The sequence below is a fragment of the Mucilaginibacter dorajii genome, assembly GCF_024808255.1.
Classification (GTDB): domain Bacteria; phylum Bacteroidota; class Bacteroidia; order Sphingobacteriales; family Sphingobacteriaceae; genus Mucilaginibacter; species Mucilaginibacter dorajii.
In genome coordinates this window covers 276,171-292,709 of sequence record NZ_JANTYS010000005.1, presented here as the reverse complement: position 1 = coordinate 292,709, position 16,539 = coordinate 276,171, and the positions used below count along the sequence as shown (strand labels likewise).

The following is a 16,539-nucleotide window of genomic DNA, read 5'->3' as shown; positions in this document are numbered from 1 at the left end:
AATGTGTTAAGCCAACATTAAGTCGCAAATTAATGACCGGCCCAAATCTCCTGCACTTCCTCTAACGATTTACCTTTGGTCTCCGGCACCAATTTGTAAACCACAAAAAAGGAGAGGAGGCAACAAGCCGAGAAGAACCAAAAAGTAACTGCCGGGCCTATCGAGCCTAAAAATATCGGCGTAAGCTGACCAACAATGGTATCGGCCACCCACATGGTCATGATGCTTAAGGCCATAGCCCTGCCGCGTATTTTGGTGGGGAAAATTTCAGATGCTATCACAAACTTAAGCGGTCCAATAGAAAATGCGAAACAAGCCAGGAACAAAATAATGCTCACAACCAAGGCGATATTGTTGGTTGCACCGGTATAAAAACAAACGCCTGTAAAAAACAAGCAAACGGTCGCTCCCAATGCACCTACGATATACAAAGGCCTGCGCCCCATTTTATCAACCTTCCAGATGGCGATGAGCGTGAAGATGAAATTGGCTAATCCAAAAATGATTTGGCCTAATAGCGCGTTGGTAATGTTGATGCCAGCATCGCTCAAAATGCGTGGCCCGTAGTAGATTACCGCGTTGATGCCACTGAATTGCGAGAATAAAGGCAATAGCAAACCAATAAGCAGGGGCTTGCGCATAGCCGGTGCAAAAACTTCTTTATATGATCCCTTTTCCTGGTTTTGGGTATTTTTGATTTGCAAAGTGTCTTTTTCTGCCGCTTCGGTGCCATTTATTTTAACTAAAATGGCAATGCCTTCCTGGGTTTTACCTTTTTGGATGAGCCAGCGCGGGCTTTCGGGCACAAAGCAAAGACCGGCAAAAAACAATAGGGCAGGGATAACCCCTAAACCAAGCATACTACGCCATACCTCTTTAACCAATATCAAATCTAACACATGGGCCAGTCCATCACCTTTATAATGAAGAGAAAAGCTCAGTAAGCCCGAATTGGTTAAATAAGCAACCAATATGCCCGCTGTAATGGCCAGCTGATAAAAGGTAACCAAACGCCCCCTGATATTGGCAGGGGCAATTTCTGATATATATAGTGGTGCTACAATTGAAGCAACACCAACACCCATACCGCCAAGCATACGGGCCAGTATAAGCAGCGTAAAGCCGGATGATAGTGCCGAACCGATAGCCGACAACAGGAAAAGTATGGCCGAGAGCATCAGCATTTTTTTACGGCCCAGTCGGTCGCTCAAGTCACCGGAAAAGGCTACGCCGATGATACAGCCTATTAAAGCCGATGATACAAACCAACCCTCGGAGGCATCAGACAGGGTAAACTGACTTTTAACAAAAGGCAACACGCCCGAGATCACCGCCATATCAAACCCAAAAAGGAGCCCCCCGAGTGTTGCCACCAAAGTAATGGCCACCAAAAACAAGGTCGACCTGCTATTTACAGACTTTAAATTCTCCTGGCTCATAAAATTAGGTATATAGGTTGGTTTAGTATGGTATAGATGTTAGCAGCATTCGTCCTTAACAAATGCTTTGATCACCTTAGCACTGTTTTTGCCTGTGTTTGTTAAAGTATATTTAACAGCGTCGGCGGGTATTATAAACGTTTCGGCGTAATGAATTACCTGTTGCAGGTCGTTGGTTGTTACCATAATACTTTCGCCTTCAACAAGGCTAAGTACATGGCATTGGTTATTGGTGTATTCTTCAATAAGGGTATCAAATTCAAAGCGCTCCACGGCGTAAAAGTGATCGGGATGGGTGCTTAGATTGACTACCTGCCAGTCGTTCCCTTTTTTTACGATGCTTTGTTTTGATATCAATGTATCGGCAACAACTTTGCCTTTGCGACTGAAATCTAAATTTTCAAATGCCCGGTCAATGTTTAAGGTACGCGGGTTGCCGTTCAAATCCGGGCGAAGCCAGTCATACATTTTAAAGGTAAAAATATAGGGAGTCGCGCTAATTTCCAGCACCATATTGTTTTTGCCCGAGCAGTGTACCGTACCATTGGGAATCAGGAATAGATCATGTTTTTTTGCTGGGAAAATCTGCACATAATTGCCAATCTCCACAGGCTCATTGTTTTTAAAGCTATCCTCTAAAACCGTTCTAAATTCTTGTTTATCAATATTTTCCTGGAAACCTAAATAAACTTCGGCGCCAGGTTCGGCGTCAAGGATGTAGTAGGTCTCGTCCTGGGTAAAGTTTTCGCCAAAATTCTTTTTGGTGTAGGGTACAGTAGGGTGGCATTGCAGGGAAAGGTTACCGCCATCAAAAGTATCCAGAAAGTCAAAACGGATAGGGAAGGCATCGCCAAATCTTTCTGCCGCTTTTCCTAAAATAGCTATGTTATTATATAAAAATAAGGTATCCAACGATACCTCAAGCATAGTATTCCGGTATTGCAATATGATGCCGTTTTCGGGAGCGATAAGTTCAAACGACCATGCGTAGTTCACCACGTCGTTATTCAAGCCGTTTATATGATCTTTTATCCACTGACCGCCCCACACGCCGGGCTCAAACCATGGCCTTGGTCTAAGCATATTGCGCGACATGGTTTTCAGCGTATCCCTTAGCGTTCCGCCGGTTGTCCAGCTGATATCGGTAATCCGCTGCTCGTCAATAATTACATCAACTAACGGCAGTAATTGTTTTTTATGTTTATTTAACAGGGGCCATTCAACAAAGTAAAAACGTTTGTATTGAACTTTAGGGTCTACGGGCTGATGATCGCCCAGGTTGCAGATCTTGTTTGCCCTTGAGCGAAACTGGATCTCGTTTTTAGGTACATCAATATATAGTACAACAGCATCCCATTTAGCCAATGCGGCACCACTGCCATAAATGATATTAAGTCGCCCATCAACTGGTTTTAATGAACTTAGTTTTTGGTAATCGAAAAGATCAGAAAGATCACCCTCGTAGATCTTGCCAAACAACGGATCATCGCCACCCATAGAAGGGGCAATTAGTTGATTGATAGTGTCTTCTGGTTTGAAAGCTGTATGGCTGTTTACCCAGTTTGCCTCAACTCCTTTTTTGTGAAGCTCATCGTTAAGCTCGTTCACAAAAATGTCCCAATAAACGGCAGAGTAGCCGTCAATCACCACGTCTTTTTCCTGGGCCATTATCCAGGCTGCCAGGCTTTCAAAACCCGCGTAAATAGGCCCGTCAGTTTTAAAAGTAGGGTAGATATCGTATTTGGCAATGGCGGGTGTTTCTTTTTGGGCGGGAATAAGAAACTGCCTGGTCGACCTCAATTCCTGCGGATCAACTTCGAAATCGCTTTTTAAAACAGAATCCTTACTCATACAATCAGTATATGTCATAATGTGCAAACATATTGTATTTTCCTTAAATTCCAAATATGAGTTTCACATTTAATAAAAATTTAACTGTTGCGCCTGCTCTCTACAGTATAAATAAAGCTTTCGGCCTTGTAATAGCCCAAATTGTACTCCATGGGTCGGTCGCCCTGGTCAAATACAAAACGTTTTCTGAATAGTACAGGGCTGCCTGGGTCTATCTCCAGCTTGCCGGCTATCAGTTTATCGGCAGCTCTGGCGCTGATCTCTTCTTTTGATAGGTTTGCAACTACGGAATGTTCATTTTCAAGCATTTCGTACAATGGTTTTTTGAAATCCTCATCGCCGGTAAGGCCAATCCTGGGGTGAAAGTACGATACAAAATAAACAAAAGCTTCATCAGCATTACCGCGCAAGCGCTCCAGTTTCATGATCTTTTTTTCGGTTTTAATATCAAAAAAATTGGCTATATAATCATCCGGATAAACCCAGCTTACATGTAGTTCGTAGTTTTTAATAGGGATACCCCGGGCCTGCATTTCCTGTGTAAAACTGAGCCAATTCATTGATTTTGAGCTCATTTTTGACTGTGCCACCTTGGTGCCCAATCGCTTTTTTCTAACCAGCAGTTCCTCGTAAACCAGTTTGTTTATGGCCTGGCGTAAAGTAGTACGGGATATAGCGAGTATTTTTGCTAGGTCCACCTCATTAGGGAGTAATTTGCCCGCCTGGTATTCGGGTTCTTTTATCATTTCCCGCAGCAGGGTTTCGGCCTGTATGTGAAGGGGCACAGCGCTTTTATGATCAATGGAAAGTTTCATATCCCGGTATTTGTAAAGGTTTTATAAACAATATGTATTGCAAATTAAATGATTATTTAGTGAACATAACATGTTTATATGTATATACCGTTCTTTTATAAAGAAATTAGATCTGATTTAGTTGGTATAGTGCTGTTTTGCAGCAAAAAATGGGCTTTTGAGTAAAATTAACACCGGAAATTTGGAATGTATTTTTATATTTTTATGTTTGTACATATTTTTGATTGTTTCAACAAAAACATCATTGTAAACCATAAACACTAAAATCCCATCTGCATGAAATTAATTTTGCCAGCCTTTATTTCTTTGTCTTTATTTTTCGGTTTAAATGTTAATGCCCAGGTCAATAACAGGGCTGCGCTTGCCAAAACTATTTTAGCCGATAGTCGGCTGGATACCATCCAGGCCCGTGCTTTAAAATTGCTTTCCGGTTTCTCTGCGGGTACATCTTATAATGAGGTTTGGATTCGAGATTTTAACACTTTTATTAAAGGATCGCTTCAGGCGCATCCTAAAGAAGAGGTAAAGAATAACCTGCTGATGTTCTTCAAAATCCAGGGCGAAGACGGCAATATAGTGGATGGGGTAGTGGATAGTGCTAAGGCTAATGTAGGTTATAAATATCGTTACTCACCGCTGTTGCGCGGCTGGGCGGCCCATAAAAATACGGTGGAAACTGACCAGGAATCGTCATTGGTACAAGCGGTTAAAAAATATATTGATGTTACGGGTGATAAAAGCATCCTTACCGAAGTGATAGGCGGCAAAACCGTATTGGAGCGGATGGAAGACGCTTTTGTTTACCTGCAAAAAGACAGGTGGTCGAAACAATATGGACTGGTTACCGGCGCTACTACTATTGACTGGGGCGATGTTCAATCGGAAAGCGGCTGGGGTGTAGCCATTAACGATAAAACCAAATGGACTATAGATATATATGATAACGCCATGTTTGTTAAGGCTTTACATGATTTTGAAGCAATGAAGCCAAAGGGGTATAAGGAGAAGCAAAACTGGGCGCTTGTGGCTGTAAATACCACTAAAAATGTACGCAGGTATTTGTGGGATAAGCCAACTCTAAAATACATCCCTCATATCTACCTGAATGGCAGCCCTTTTTCGCCCGATTTTAATGAAAAAGAGATCCTGTATACCGGGGGATCTGTGTGCGCAATTATAGCAGGCTTTAACACGCCTGCGGAGGTTAAAGAGATAAACAGGCAAATGGTTGCCGCTGCCGCGAAAGAAAATCATGGCACTATAGGCATAACGGTATATCCGCCATATCCTGCCAAGCAATACCCAAATATGCAGCCCTATAATTACCAAAATGGTGGCGACTGGACCTGGTTTGGGGGGCGTATGATAGCTCCATTGGTTGACTATGGATATGTTAACGAGGCTTATGCCGAATTATCGCCTATGTTGGATAGGGCGCTGGCCAATAAAGGTTTTTTTGAATGGTATGATGTGCAAACCGGTGCCCCAAAAGGATCTGGTGATTTTAGGGGTGAGGCCGGGGTTTTATATGAAGCAATTAGAATTTTAAAGCAATGGGCTGCTAAAAATTGAAAGAAAAACGATAAAAAGTAGCAAGAACCTATAAAAAACCTGCAAATTATTGAAATGTATGAACGGGCCGCGAAACGGCCCGTTTTGTTTTACATATCATTCGGTTGCGTCCCAAATGTATCGCTCAACTTTTTAAAATATTTTATAATGTAGTTACATTATAAAATATGTACCTTAATTTAACCTTAAATCAGCTTGTATTTTTCTGATTTCACCTCTTTTAGTGCTTTCTATTTCAATTGAAAAGTCCATGTAAAGTGTATATTTATAGGTATTTAAAATTTTATTGCAAAAAATTTTGTTTCTTATTTTTTAATATGTAATTATGTATACACAAATTATAAAATTATAAATTAACCTTTACTCAAACCAATTATGAATGGAAGAATTTTTACCTATTTAAAGGTGAAGTACCTTTGTTGTTTAATGTTGCTATTGGCCCTGGGGGAGGTTTCCCGGGCGCAAACGTCATTTACCGTAAGCGGTAAAATAGTTGATAACAAAGGGCTGGTGATGCCCGGCGTTAGTGTTACGGTTAAGCATACAAAAACCGGTACCATATCTACCCTGCAGGGCGATTACACCATCAAGTTGCCAAAGCGTACCGATACACTTGTATTTTCCTTTTTAGGTTACGTTAAACAGGAAATTGCGGTAAATGACCGCCACACCATTGATGTAACGCTGCTTGATGACAAAAACGACCTGAACGAGGTTGTGGTTGTAGCCTACGGTACGCAAAAAAAGGAGAGTATGGTAAGTGCCATTACTACCATCAGCCCTAAGGAGCTTAAAGGCCCAACCAGTAACTTAACCACTATGCTGGCCGGCCGTATAGCCGGTTTAATATCGTACCAGCGCAGTGGCGAGCCGGGGGCCGATAATGCCTCCTTCTTTATTAGGGGTATTACTTCTTTTGGATCGGGAAAAATAGACCCGCTGATCCTGATTGACGGTATGGAATCAACGTCAACAGACCTGGCCCGTTTACAGCCCGATGATATTGCTGGTTTTTCTATCCTGAAAGACGCTGCCGCTTCTTCACTGTATGGTGCCCGTGGTGCAAATGGCGTTATTTTGGTTACCACAAAATCCGGCAAGGCGGGCGACACTAAATTTAATGTGCGTTTTGAAAATTCAACATCGTCAAATACACAAAACTTTGCCCTGGCCGATAATATCACTTTTATGAAGCTGTCTAACGAGGCCGCCCTTACCCGCAATCCTCTTTCGCCCTTGCCTTATACACAAAATAAAATTGACCACACCCAGGCGGGCGATAACCCTTTGCTTTATCCCAACAATAACTGGGTAGGGCAGTTAATAAAAAATTATACCAACAACCAACGGCTAAACCTAAATTTAAGCGGCGGTGTTAACCGTGCGCAATATTACATAGCCGGTACTGTTAACCAGGATAACGGCGTATTAAAAGCCCAGACCGGTAATAACTTCAATAATAACGTTAGTTTAAAAACCTACCAGATCCGTTCAAACATCAATGTAAAAGTTACCCCATCTACCGAGGTTATTTTAAGAACATCGGGCAATTTTGATGGTTATAATGGTCCTGTGGGTGGTGGCGGGCAGGTGTTTAACAGCGCGTTAAATGCCAACCCGGTATTATTCCCGGCAACTTTTCCGGCTTCCAATCTGCCATTGGTAAAGCACCCCTTATTTGGTAATGCGGCAAGGGGCTCAAACGGCGATGTTTATGATAACCCTTTTGCCGATATGGTATCGGGCTTTCAACAATACAACACATCTACCTTAAATGTGCAGCTTGAATTAAAGCAGGACCTTAAATTCATTACCGAAGGCTTATCAGCCAGGGGAATGGTTTATACCCAGCGTTACTCATACTTCACGGTAAGCAGGCAGTATAATCCCTTTTATTACGCGGCAAGCCCATCCATTACCGACCCAAGGGGCTATACGTTAAGTTTATTAAATGAAAACTCGGCCACAGAATATCTTAATTATAATGAGGGCGCCAAAACAGTAAATACCACTACTTATGGCGAGCTTGCCCTAAACTATAACCGTACATTTAATAAAGTTCATAATGTAAGCGGTTTGCTTATTGGTATTCAACGTAACTACCTTACCGGTAACGCGGGCGATTTGCAATCGTCGTTGCCGTTTCGTAACCAGGGCGTATCTGGCAGGTTAACTTATGGTTATGATAACCGTTACCTGTTTGAAACCAACTTTGGCTATAACGGGTCCGAGCGTTTTGCAAAAAACAACCGCTTTGGCTTTTTTCCATCCATTGGTGTAGCCTGGAATGTGAGCAACGAGAAGTTTTTTGCAGGGCTGTCAAAAACAATAAACAATCTGAAATTCAGGGCAACATATGGCCTGGTTGGTAACGACCAGATAGGTAACCCTAACGACAGGTTCTTTTACCTGTCAAACGTAAACCTTAACGATGGTAATTACGGATCGGCCTTTGGTGAAAACTATGCGTACAACAGGCCGGGTGTTTCTATCTCCAGGTATGCTAATGACGGCATCACCTGGGAAAAATCAAAGAAAACCAATATAGGGATGGACCTGGGCTTATTTGATGCCCTAAACATTACCATTGATGCCTATAAAGAACACCGCAGCAATATTTTAATGCAAAGGGCTTATATCCCAACAACATTAGGATTAACTGCCCCGGTAAGTGCCAACGTAGGTGTTGCAGAAGGCAAAGGCGTTGATGTGTCTATGGATTATAATAAAAGCTTTGGCAATGCCTGGCTGCAAATGCGTGGTACGTTTACCTATGCGGCCAGTAAGCTATTGGTTAACGAAGAGCCAAATTATCCGGCAAATGAACAATACCTTTCGCGGGTGGGGCAGTCATTGGGCGAAGTTTACGGCCTTGTTGCCGAACGGCTGTTTGTTGATGACCAGGATGTGAAAAATTCGCCAAAACAAAATTATGGCGAGGTAAGAGGCGGCGATATCAAATACCGGGATTTAAATGGCGACGGCCAGATCACAGATCTGGATATGATCAATGGGTTGGGCTATCCAACCACGCCCGAGATCATTTACGGTTTCGGTTTTTCATTCGGTTACAAAAACTTTGATATCAGCACATTTTTCCAGGGATCGGCCAGGTCATCGTTCTTTATCGATCCAAACGCCGTATCTCCCTTTGTGGCCAATGGTGGTTACCAGCACGGCTTGCTTGATGTGATCGCTAAAGATCACTGGTCTGAAGATAACCGTAACCTGTATGCTTTATGGCCACGATTGGGCTTAACAGAAAATACCAACAATAATGAGCCCTCAAACTGGTGGATGCGTAGTGGTGCTTTTCTGCGAATGAAAACTGCCGAAATAGGATATAACATCAAAGAGCGTACGCTTAAAAAGTTTCACATATCAAGTTTAAGAATTTACGCCAATGGCACCAACCTGTTCCTGATAAGCGCCTTTAAGCTTTGGGACCCTGAGCAGGGCGGCAATGGCCTGGGCTACCCGGTACAAAAGGTGTTTAACGTAGGGATAAATGTTCAGTTATAAGCCTGTTAAAATTTAAATCAACATGAAATTGTTAAATATATACCCCCGATCTTTAAGTTTCTTAAGTCGAAAATATACGGGGCTTGCCATACTGTTTTTGGTAATTGCCGGCATATCGGCCTGTAAAAAAAGTTACCTGGATGTAGTGCCGGATAATGTGGCCACTATTGATAACGCCTTTGCCAACCGTAACGAGGCCGAAAAATATTTGTTTACCCTTTACTCGTACCTGCCGCAGGAAGGTCACCCGGATTTAAACCCTGCATTTAGCAGTGGTGACGAAGCCTGGAGTTATTGGCCGATGAATGCCGAGGATTACGCGTACGTTGATCCTTATAACATTGCGCGCGGTAATCAAAACCGGGCCAACCCGTATATGAACTACTGGGACGGTTATGCCGGCAAATCGCTTTGGCAAGGTATAAGGGCATGTAATATATTTTTAGAAAACTTAGATAATGTAACCGATTTGCAGCCTTACCTGAAAGTACGCTGGATAGCCGAGGCTAAGTTTTTGAAAGCATATTTTCACTGGTACCTGTTCAGGATGTATGGGCCTATACCAATTGTAGATAAAAATCTGCCTATTACGGCATCGCCGGAAGCGCTTAAGGTTTATCGCCAACCGGTTGATACCGTGGTAAACTATATTGCCAGGCTTATTGATGATGCCGCCGCGGGCGATGCCAATACAGGGTTACCGGCTACCATTACCAGTAGTAGCACCGAGCTTGGCCGTATTACTAAAGTTGCCGCGCTTGCTATTAAAGCCCGTGTATTGGTTACAGCGGCAAGTCCGTTGTTTAACGGCAATACCGATTTTGCCGGTTTAAAAAGTAACGATGGTAAAGTACTTTTCAACCCACAATACGATGCTACTAAATGGACACGTGCCGCTGATGCCTGTAAAGTAGCTATTGATGCCGCTACTGCCGCAGGCCTAAAGCTGTATTATTTTAACCCCGGTATTGTAGTTGTTAATGATGCCACCAAAATAGAAATGAATATCCGTAACGCGGTTTGCGAAAAATGGAATAGCGAACTCATCTGGGGTTTAACCACAGGGGCCAACCCTACAGCGGCACTACAGCAAATGGCTTGCCCGCAATTAGATCCAAACAATATTAACCTTAACGTGAGGGGTAAGCTGGCACCGCCAATGAAAATGGCCGAACTGTTTTATACCAAAAATGGGGTCCCCATTGAGGAAGATAAAACCTGGGATTATGCCAACCGCTTTAAATTGCGCACCGTTACAGCCCAGGATGCCGACATGCAAAATGGTTATCAGACGGTGGGCCTGCATTTTGAACGCGAGCCAAGATTTTATGCCGATATGGCTTTTGATGGTTCAACCTGGTTTATGAAAAACGGTACGTTCAACATTCAAAGTGAATCGGGCGAATATACCGGCAAAAAACAAAGCCGTTTATATTCCATCACTGGTTATTTTACCAAAAAGATAGTGAACTGGAATTTGGTTTATACCTCAAGCAATTTAACACTCGAATCGTACCCATGGCCGGCGATGCGTTTGAGCGATTTGTACCTGTTGTATGCCGAATCATTGAACGAATCAGGCAACTCGGCGGCCGCGCTGCCTTATCTTAACCAGATACGGGCAAGGGCCGGTTTGCAATCGGTAGAGAGTTCCTGGAGTAATTTTTCCAATAATCCAACCAAATACACTACAATTAGCGGTTTGCGTGATATTATAAGGCAGGAGCGTGGTATTGAAATGGCTTTTGAAGGAAGCCGGTTTTGGGATCTTCGCCGGTGGAAAACAGCGCCGCAGGTGTTAAGCGCCCCAATTTATGGCTGGGATATTTTGCAAAGCACTCCCGAAGATTATAACCGTAAAGTGTTGTTATATAATCCACAGTTTGTTGCCCCGCGCGATTATTTCTGGCCAATTAAGGAGTACAATTTGCAGGTTAATCCAAACCTTGTTCAAAACTCAGGCTGGTAAAAAAATGGAAATGTTGTCAACAAATAATTATATCCATCTAAAATATAAGATAATGAAAAAGATATTATTTATCTGCGGCATGGGTTTGGCTTTGTTTGCCATAAACTCATGCAAGCAGGATAAACTTGGCCCCGTTACAAAAGATAATGTGGCACCCGGCCCGGTAAGTAATGTAACTATTGAAAACCTGCATGGCGCGGCAAAACTAACCTACCAGGTGCCCAATGATGCCGACCTGTTATATGTAAAAGCATCGTACACCACCAAAAAAGGCGAGGTACGCGAAACCAAGGTGAGCAGGTATAACAGCGACTTAACGGTGGTAGGCTTTGGCGATACCAGCGCTTATAAGGTTACGATATACGCGGTTGATAAAAGCGAAAATACGTCAAGCCCATTGGTGGTTACGGTGCATCCGCTAACGCCATCTGTAAAAATTGTGCGAGATAGCCTGGTGGTAACGCCCGATTTTGGGGGTATAAACGTTAAGTTTTCAAACAGTACCGAAGAAAACCTGGCCATTGTTGTTTTGGCCAATGATTCGTTAAAACAGTTTTCGCCTATTAATACCGATTATACCAATTTGAAAAAAGGTGATTTTTCGACCCGCGGACTGCCATCAACGCCAACTAAGTTTGGAATATTTGTGCGTGATAGGTGGGGTAATTTATCCGATACACTGATAGTCACCGCTACGCCATTGTTTGAAGCGCTGCTTGATAGAACAAAAATGGCAGGCCTGGTGTTGCCAACTGATGCACCCCTGGGTTACGGCGGTAGCATTGCCGGCCTGTTTGATGGCAACACACAAGATGGATTTTACCACACCGGCGATGCCGCACGCATGCCGCAATGGTTTACTTATGATATGGGCGTAACCGCTAAATTAAGCCGCCTGAGCTGGTTTATGCGCCCGGGCTATTTTTATACGCTGCATAATCCCCGTGTGGTAGAGATCTGGGGATCAAACAACCCTAACCCCGATGGTAGCTATGACGCCAGCTGGACGTTGTTAGCCAAACATACACAAATCAAACCGTCTGGTTTGCCCGAAGGGCAGCTTTCGCAGGCTGATATTGATGCCGCTAACGCGGGCGAAACCATCACCTTCCCTTTAAATACACCTAAAGTACGCTACATCAGGTTTAAAACTTTGCAAAACTGGTCAAACGGTACTTACGTGAATTTTTATGAGATCATGATGTGGGGGGATACAAACTAATTAACCATCAAAAATGAACATTATGAAAACGATAAAATATTTTGCACTGCTGTGTACCATGGGCCTGCTTAGCTGGCTAAGCTCCTGTACCAAAACAACAGGCGATGCGTATAAAAAATATGAAAAAGGCGGCGAGATCACCTATCCCGGCCGGGCCGATTCGGTGCTGGTAAACTCGGGTTACAATAAGGTGCAGGTTGCCGTGGTTTTGGGTAATGACCCGTTGGTTACCAAATTAAAGATCTACTGGAACAACCAGTTAGATTCGGTAGAAGCGCCTGTTACCCATACCGCAGGGAAAGATACAGCAAAAGTGATCATCCCTAACCTAACCGAGGGTAATTACAACTTTACCATTTATACTTATGATAGTCAAAACCATAAGTCGGTAGTGAGCAATGCTTCGGGCGTGGTGTACGGGCCAAGTTATTTGGCCTCATTAACTAACCGTACCTTAAAATCATTGGCACCATCTGCCGATGGCAATAAAATTGAAATTGCCTGGGGCGTGGCTGCCGGCGGCGAATTAGGTGTTGAAGTTAACTACACCGCTTTAAGCGGCGCTGCTAAAACAATTACAGTACCGCCAACAGTCACCGCAACCGAATTGCCCGATTTTAAAGAAAGTACACAGCTCACTTACCGGTCGCTGTATAAACCCGATTCATCGGCTTTTGAAACCTTTTCGCCGGCTTTGTCGTCGGTTACCCTGCCTAAATTTGAAAGGCAGTTATCAAAAGCCAACTTTAAAATAGTGATACTGCCAACGGATGTGCTGGAAGGCGGCTATGGCTGGCTTGAAAATTATTTGTGGGATGAAAGCTATAATCCGCCGGGCTTTGCCACACAATCCAAAATTCCCTGCTGGTTTACATTTGATGCCGGCGAATCTGCATCTATAGACCGGTTTAAGGTTTGGCAGGCAAATGACCGTTTGTACGACCTGCAGAGTGTTAAAACATTTGAACTGTATGGCAGCAACAGCCCCGCGGCTGATGGCAGCTGGGCCAGTTGGACAAAAATTGGCTCCTACACTTCTGTAAAACCATCGGGTTTACCGGTGGGGCAAACTACACAGGCCGATATTGATTTTGCCAAAGCAGGCGAGGAGTTTACCGCGCCCGATGGTACCGCAAAATTCAGGTATTACCGGTTTAAACTGCTTACCAATTGGGGCGGCGGCAATTTTATGACCATGGAAGAGTTTTCATTTTACACCAGGGATAGGAAGTAACTAAAAGGAAGATGCATTACTAAATAAACCGATGTCATTTCGAACGAACCGATGGGGGATTGTGCGTTGGGGGTGAGGAGAAATCTTAGGCGAGTGGCTATGTTTGCTTATCGCCTGTATAAGATTTCTTTTTTAAATCCTTATTACCAAACAAAAACCTTGTCATTTCGACGACCAAGCATGGGGCTGCGTGGAGGGCGAGGAGAAATCTTATACAAGCGATGGGCAACGCGTGCTTTTCGCCGATATAAGATTTCTCACCCTTACCCCACGCCGGCCAACCCTTCAAGGGATTCGAAATGACATAAACAAAAAACATTGAAAACCACTATAAACCTTGTATTTTTAGAACATGTGGAATAGAAATTACTACGTGTATATCACAACAAACCCGGGAAAGACAGTTTTATATATTGGGGTTACAAATGACATTAGCGTAAGAGTGATTCAACATACCTAAAATAGAGGTACCAACAAATCTTTCACCGGAAAATTCTATTGCTACAAATTGCTCTATTACGAGCACTTTATCCATATTGAGGAAGCCATTGCGCGGGAAAAGGAAATAAAAAAATGGCGCAGAGAAAAAAAGGTCGCTTTGATTGAATCAGTAAATCCAAATTGGGATTTTTTGAATAATGAAGTGACCGGGTAAGTTTGGCCTCCTCCTTTCAGGCGTACGCTTTGCATGTCTGAATGTTCGCTTGTATAAGATTTCTCCTCACCTCCAGCGCGCAATCCTCCTCCGGTTCGTTCGAAATGACAACGTTTTTGTTTATGTTTTTTGTTATAAAAAGCCCTATTCCGGTTTAGTTAATCAATTTAGCTACAACTTTAGCGCTAACATGTTAACTTTAACAACCAATAAATAATAATGCTACTTTATGTTTAAATCTACCTTAAGTGCCGTTGCCACGCTGTTGTTTTCATTACAGTTTGCGCAGGCAAAAGTTACCCTCCCCGCGGTTTTTAGCGATAACATGGTTTTGCAGCAAAAAACCAAAGCCGCCATATGGGGCAAGGCCGATGCCGGTAAAACGGTGACTATCACTACCACCTGGTCGGGTAAAAAATATGCCGCTGTAACCGGTGCTGATGGTAATTGGAAAATAAAAGTTGCAACTCCATCATACGGTGGGCCTTATACCATAACCATTTCTGACGGTGATGTCATCGAATTGAAAAATGTACTGATAGGCGAGGTCTGGGTATGCTCGGGCCAGTCAAATATGGAAATGCCACTGGCCGGCTGGGGTAAGATCAATAATTACGAAAAAGAAATTGCCGATGCCAGTTATCCAAATATCCGCCTGTTGCATGTGGTGCAGGTGACCAGCAATGTACCTTTGCCCGATGCCAAAGTTACCGATGGCGGGTGGACGGAATGTTCGCCGGCAAGTGTAGGCAATTTTTCGGCGGTGGCCTATTTTTTCGCAAGGGAGGTATATCGCAAAATGAATATCCCCATAGGGTTGATCAATACCTCGTGGGGCGGCACTATAGCCGAGGCCTGGACAAGCGGCCCGGCGCTGAAAACCCTGCCCGATTTTGCCGATGCTGCAAGCAAAATTGAAACCGAAAATTTAGTGGATGCCCAAAAAGATTACCAGCTAAAAATACAGCAATGGCAGGGCCTGATCACCGAAAGAGACTCAGGATATAAACAGGGTAAACCCGCATGGATAGCACAGGATGAGGACGTTTCCAAATGGCGCGATATGGTTTTGCCTGCGTTTTTAGAAAAAACACTATCTAATTTTGATGGCGTAGTTTGGTTCCACAAAAAAATAGTGGTTCCGGATAGCTGGGCCGGCAAACCGCTTAAGCTTAGTTTAGGCGCAGTTGATGATGCCGATATTACCTGGTTCAACGGCGAAAAGGTTGGCGAAACCAATTCGTGGTTAGCCCCAAGGGTATATACCATTCCGGGCAACCTGGTTAAGGCCGGCGAAAATATCATCAACATAAGGGTGTATGATGGCGCAGGCAACGGAGGCCTTTACAGCGATGCCAAATTATTGTTCCTGGCTAATGATGCCGGCGAACAGCTGCCGTTAAATGGGGCATGGCAATACCGTGTAGGGCTAAATTTAAAGGATTTGCCACCATATCCAACCGATCCTAAAAGCCCTAACCGGCCAACCATGATCTTTAACGCCATGATCAATCCATTTACCCAATTCGCCATTAAAGGTGCTATCTGGTACCAGGGCGAATCAAATACAGGCAGGGCTTATCAATACAGGGATCTGTTCCCAACCATGATTAAAGACTGGCGCAAGCAGTGGGATAGGGGCGACTTTCCTTTTTACTTTGTGCAACTGGCCAATTATTACTTTACCCAAACGCAGCCCGGCGCGTCAGACTGGGCCGAATTACGCGAGGCACAACTCAGGACCTTAGCGTTGCCAAACACAGGTATGGCCGTAGCCATTGATCTTGGCGGTTTTGATATCCACCCCAAAAACAAACAGGAAGTTGGCCGCCGGTTGGCTTTGGTAGCATTGGCCAAAACCTATGGGAACAGTATCGATTATTCGGGGCCGATGTTTAAAAAGTTTAGTGTAGATAAGGATAAGATCACCCTCTCGTTTCAATTCGCCACCGGCGGACTTAAAACCGTGGACGGGCAACCACTTAAAGGATTCGCCATTGCCGGGGCCGATCAGAAGTTTTATTGGGCAGATGCTTCGATAGTGGGAGATAAAGTTATAGTAAGTAGTCCGCAGGTTGCCCAGCCGGTAGCAGTAAGATACGCCTGGGGCATTAACCCCGTATGTAATTTATATAACGGCGTCGACCTGCCTGCATCGCCTTTCCGTACGGATGATTGGCCGGGAATTACCTATAATAAGAAATAAAATGATGCTTTTTCATAGCTATATTTAAAAGGTACGAAAAATTTATTACCTAAA

10 protein-coding genes are annotated in these 16,539 nt (G+C 43.7%); 7 read left to right on the top strand and 3 right to left on the bottom strand.

Features of this window, described 5'->3' with window-relative positions; genetic code table 11:
- Nucleotides 1–29 precede the first annotated feature (29 nt).
- The 3 genes from FHS10_RS09205 to FHS10_RS09195 all read right to left on the bottom strand — a co-directional run bounded on the left by FHS10_RS09205 (nucleotide 30) and on the right by FHS10_RS09195 (nucleotide 4,105).
- Nucleotides 30–1,439: a sugar porter family MFS transporter gene (locus tag FHS10_RS09205; protein ID WP_259089606.1), complete on the bottom strand. Its 1,410-nt coding sequence runs from the start codon at nucleotides 1,437–1,439 to the stop codon at nucleotides 30–32.
- Between the two features lie 39 nt (nucleotides 1,440–1,478).
- On the bottom strand, nucleotides 1,479–3,308 hold the full coding sequence (locus FHS10_RS09200; RefSeq protein ID WP_259089605.1) for a class I mannose-6-phosphate isomerase: 1,830 nt from the start codon (nucleotides 3,306–3,308) through the stop codon (nucleotides 1,479–1,481).
- Between the two features lie 62 nt (nucleotides 3,309–3,370).
- Complete coding sequence (locus tag FHS10_RS09195) at nucleotides 3,371–4,105, bottom strand: GntR family transcriptional regulator (RefSeq protein ID WP_259089604.1); 735 nt, start codon at nucleotides 4,103–4,105, stop codon at nucleotides 3,371–3,373.
- A 276-nt stretch (nucleotides 4,106–4,381) separates the two neighbouring features.
- Between FHS10_RS09195 and FHS10_RS09190 the strand changes: the two genes are divergently transcribed.
- From FHS10_RS09190 to FHS10_RS09160, 7 genes are all read left to right on the top strand, one after another.
- The gene (locus tag FHS10_RS09190) at nucleotides 4,382–5,677 is read left to right on the top strand and encodes a glucosidase family protein (RefSeq protein WP_259089602.1); all 1,296 of its coding nucleotides are present in this window, start codon (nucleotides 4,382–4,384) and stop codon (nucleotides 5,675–5,677) included.
- Between the two features lie 375 nt (nucleotides 5,678–6,052).
- Entirely contained in the window at nucleotides 6,053–9,199 is a 3,147-nt protein-coding gene (locus tag FHS10_RS09185) for a SusC/RagA family TonB-linked outer membrane protein (protein WP_259089600.1), read from the top strand.
- A 22-nt stretch (nucleotides 9,200–9,221) separates the two neighbouring features.
- The gene (locus FHS10_RS09180) at nucleotides 9,222–11,168 is read left to right on the top strand and encodes a RagB/SusD family nutrient uptake outer membrane protein (RefSeq protein WP_259089599.1); all 1,947 of its coding nucleotides are present in this window, start codon (nucleotides 9,222–9,224) and stop codon (nucleotides 11,166–11,168) included.
- A 52-nt stretch (nucleotides 11,169–11,220) separates the two neighbouring features.
- Nucleotides 11,221–12,390, top strand: a complete 1,170-nt coding sequence (locus FHS10_RS09175) for a DUF5000 domain-containing lipoprotein (protein WP_259089598.1) — start codon at nucleotides 11,221–11,223, stop codon at nucleotides 12,388–12,390.
- 22 nt (nucleotides 12,391–12,412) lie between these two features.
- The gene (locus FHS10_RS09170) at nucleotides 12,413–13,624 is read left to right on the top strand and encodes a DUF4998 domain-containing protein (protein WP_259089596.1); all 1,212 of its coding nucleotides are present in this window, start codon (nucleotides 12,413–12,415) and stop codon (nucleotides 13,622–13,624) included.
- Nucleotides 13,625–13,976: 352 nt separating this feature from the next.
- The gene (locus FHS10_RS09165; RefSeq protein ID WP_259089594.1) at nucleotides 13,977–14,084 is read left to right on the top strand and encodes a GIY-YIG nuclease family protein; all 108 of its coding nucleotides are present in this window, start codon (nucleotides 13,977–13,979) and stop codon (nucleotides 14,082–14,084) included.
- Between the two features lie 424 nt (nucleotides 14,085–14,508).
- Nucleotides 14,509–16,485, top strand: a complete 1,977-nt coding sequence (locus FHS10_RS09160; RefSeq protein ID WP_259089586.1) for a sialate O-acetylesterase — start codon at nucleotides 14,509–14,511, stop codon at nucleotides 16,483–16,485.
- The last annotated feature ends 54 nt before the right edge of the window (nucleotides 16,486–16,539 follow it).

Bases quoted from the DNA above. Each gene is read 5' to 3' on its own strand.
- FHS10_RS09165 (WP_259089594.1), top strand. From the start codon at position 13,977: ATGTGGAATAGAAATTACTACGTGTATATCACAACAAACCCGGGAAAG.
- FHS10_RS09190 (WP_259089602.1), top strand. From the start codon at position 4,382: ATGAAATTAATTTTGCCAGCCTTTATTTCTTTGTCTTTATTTTTCGGT.
- FHS10_RS09200 (WP_259089605.1), bottom strand. From the start codon at position 3,308: ATGACATATACTGATTGTATGAGTAAGGATTCTGTTTTAAAAAGCGAT.
- FHS10_RS09185 (WP_259089600.1), top strand. From the start codon at position 6,053: ATGAATGGAAGAATTTTTACCTATTTAAAGGTGAAGTACCTTTGTTGT.
- FHS10_RS09180 (WP_259089599.1), top strand. From the start codon at position 9,222: ATGAAATTGTTAAATATATACCCCCGATCTTTAAGTTTCTTAAGTCGA.
- FHS10_RS09160 (WP_259089586.1), top strand. From the start codon at position 14,509: ATGTTTAAATCTACCTTAAGTGCCGTTGCCACGCTGTTGTTTTCATTA.
- FHS10_RS09195 (WP_259089604.1), bottom strand. From the start codon at position 4,105: ATGAAACTTTCCATTGATCATAAAAGCGCTGTGCCCCTTCACATACAG.
- FHS10_RS09170 (WP_259089596.1), top strand. From the start codon at position 12,413: ATGAAAACGATAAAATATTTTGCACTGCTGTGTACCATGGGCCTGCTT.
- FHS10_RS09205 (WP_259089606.1), bottom strand. From the start codon at position 1,439: ATGAGCCAGGAGAATTTAAAGTCTGTAAATAGCAGGTCGACCTTGTTT.
- FHS10_RS09175 (WP_259089598.1), top strand. From the start codon at position 11,221: ATGAAAAAGATATTATTTATCTGCGGCATGGGTTTGGCTTTGTTTGCC.